The sequence below is a fragment of the Paraburkholderia sp. SECH4 genome (genome assembly GCF_030511745.1).
Taxonomy (GTDB): Bacteria; Pseudomonadota; Gammaproteobacteria; order Burkholderiales; family Burkholderiaceae; genus Paraburkholderia; species Paraburkholderia madseniana.
The window spans coordinates 1-2,678 of sequence record NZ_JALOCP010000103.1 but is presented as its reverse complement, the minus strand read 5'-3'; the positions used below and the strand labels follow the sequence as shown (position 1 = coordinate 2,678).

General features: G+C 61.4%; 2 protein-coding genes. Both read right to left on the bottom strand.

Translation table 11 applies throughout. The annotated features are described in order from the left end of the window. Positions 1-92: 92 nt before the first annotated feature. A complete protein-coding gene (gene istB / locus M0D67_RS41880; RefSeq protein ID WP_171929382.1) occupies positions 93-848 on the bottom strand; it encodes an IS21-like element helper ATPase IstB in 756 nt (251 codons plus the stop codon). 16 nt (positions 849-864) lie between these two features. Next, positions 865-2,415 carry an IS21 family transposase gene (gene istA, locus M0D67_RS41875; protein ID WP_171929383.1) on the bottom strand — a complete coding sequence of 517 codons (1,551 nt, stop codon included), beginning with the start codon at positions 2,413-2,415 and terminating at the stop codon, positions 865-867. Positions 2,416-2,678 lie beyond the last annotated feature (263 nt).

Genomic DNA, 2,678 nt, shown 5'->3' with positions numbered 1-2,678 from the left:
TGCGGATTTCGGCGATGGTGATCAGCCGTTTCGGTGAACGTGATCAGTATGGAAGTTGGTGTTGCGCGGTCAGAGAATTATAACGAAGGTGATCACGATGGGGATGAGTCGGATTGCTTTGCGTTGGTCTTTCGCATCGAATCGCCTTTTATTGGAAGCCTATGCGCTTGATGCACGAGCCGGTCGAGGATTGCGTCGGCGAGCGTGGGGTCTTGCAACCACGCATGCCAATGTTCAAGGGGCAACTGCGAGGTGATGATCGTCGAGCGCGAGCCCACGCGGTCGTCGATCACTTCGAGTAGGTCGTTTCGCGCTCCCTGATCGAGTTCCTGCAGTCCCCAGTCGTCCAGCAATAGCACGTCAATCTTGGCGAGTTGAGCGAGACGGCGTGTGAAGCTGCCGTCGCCATGGGCGATGCGCAACTCTTCGAACAGGCGCGCAGCGCGCACGTATAACGCGGAGAACCCTTGGCGGCATGCCTGCTGCGCAAAGGCACAAGCGATCCAGGTTTTACCGGCGCCGGTCGGTCCACTCAGGATGATGTTCTGGGCGTTGCGGATCCAGTCGCAACTAGCGAGCGTGGTAACCACGCGCTGGTCCAAGCCGCGGCTTTGCCGGACGTCGATGTCCTCGATGCAGGCTTGTGGGTTCTTCAGCCTGGCGGCCTTCATCAGGCGTTCAAGACGGCGCGTGTCGCGCCAAGCCAGTTCGCGTTCGACGACCATGCCGAACCGGTCCTCGAACGACAGGCTGGTGCTAGCGGTCAGTGCGGCTTGTTCCTCGAAGGCGCGGGCCATGCCGTCGAGTTTCAGGTTCCGGAGTTGCGAGAGGGTTTGCTGCATCAACATGGTGACCTCCTTCGGGTCAGTGATAATAGTCAGGCCCGCGCACGTTCTCGTGTTCGGGGGATTGCCACTCAGTGAGTTCGATCGGCAGCGATGCCTGGCGGTCCAATCCGGACTTGAGGATCGAGAGGACAGAGCGACGTGTAGGGGAGCCGACCACGAGGGCGCGCTGACAGGCCGCTTCAAGGCGCTCGCGACCGTATTTGCGGGCCAGCGCCAGCAGTCCCAGACAAGCCCGGTAGCCCATTTCGGGATGCGGGCGGTTGGTCAGCAGGTGCCGGACGATCGCCTCGGCGCCGGGGCCAATGGATGCACCCCAGTTCAGCAGGCGCCCGGGCGTCCACTCCAGGTGAGCGCGGTGAGCGACGGGCATGTGCTCGGGTAACGTCGTGTGTTTGTTGCGCAGGTGGCTGCGGGCGTGAGCTGCGACGCGCTTGCCGCCGTGGAGGATCTCGACGCCGAAACGGGTCAGGCGGGCATAGACTGGCTGGCGCACGAGGCTGTGCGGGGCGCTGTAGTAGTGGTGATCGACCTCGACATGGTAGTCAATGTTGACGACGCATCGCACGAAGGTCGCGATCTCGTAGCGCTGGGCAGGTAACGGCCGCAACGCGGGCTGGTCGAGCCGCTCAAACCATTCGCGGCGATTACCCTGAAGCTTCTTGAAGGGGCGTTGGTTGAGATCAGCAATGAGACCAGCGATCGCGCGGTTCAACTCGGCCAAGCTGAAGAAGCGGTGGTTGCGCAGACGAGCAAGAACCCATCTCTGGACCACTTGAACTGCTACCTCGGCCTTCGCTTTATCACGGGGCTTTCTTGGCCGTGCTGGGAGCATCGCTGTCGCGTAGTGGTTCACGAATTCCTGCGCCGTGCGGCCAAGACCCGGTTCGTATCGGTCAGGTCGCGCAATCAATGCGCGCGGATTATCTGGGACCAGCAGGCTCGGGGCGCCTCCGTAGAATTCCATGGCGCCGATAAGCCCGCCGATCCAATCGTGCGTGCCCTCCGAACGCGTCGCACAGGCATACGTGTAATTCGATGCGCCGAGCGCAGCGACAAACACGTGCGCACGAAACGCAACGCCACCGCGCCCGTCCAGGATCGGCATGGTGTGCCCGGCAAAGTCGGCAAACAGCTTCTCGCCGGCGCGGTGTTGCTGACGCATCGAACGTTTGAGCGTCTGCGCCCAGTCGCGGTAGCGCTGGCAGAACTGGGTGTAGCGATAGGTACGCTCGCCGAGGTGCGCCTCAACGTACTCCTCCCACAATAGTTGCAGCGTCACGTTTGCGCGCCGCAACTCGCGATGAACGAGCGCGTAGTCCAGGTCGACACGCCGGGCCTGCGTATTCTGATCGGCCGGCAGCCTCAGCTTGGCCTCGAGTTCGTCGTCAGCCAGCGGTTCGACGCTCGCCCAGTCCAGATTGGCCGCGCTGGCACGCGCTGCATACGCCGATACCGCACCCACGCTGATACCCGCGGCCCGGCTGATCTGGCGGTGCGACAAGCCGCACACCCACTTCAGCCGCAGGACTTCTTTCAATTTGCGCATGCTCATCCGATGTGCCGGCATTACCTGTCCCCTATAAAAGAGACAAGGCTAACGCCCGTCGTTGATGTCATGCGCAACACCACCGCCAGACCGAAATAGCGTTCCCGTTTCGGTCCGGTGATCACTCATTCTGGGAGCGTGATCACCTGTTTCGGCAAGATGATCAGTCGTTTCGGAAATGGGTGATCAGCGATCACCATCAACCGAAATGTCTGATCACCTTCCTCCGGATTCACTGATCACGTTCAACCGGAATCCGTGATCACGTTCGCCGAAATACGCAA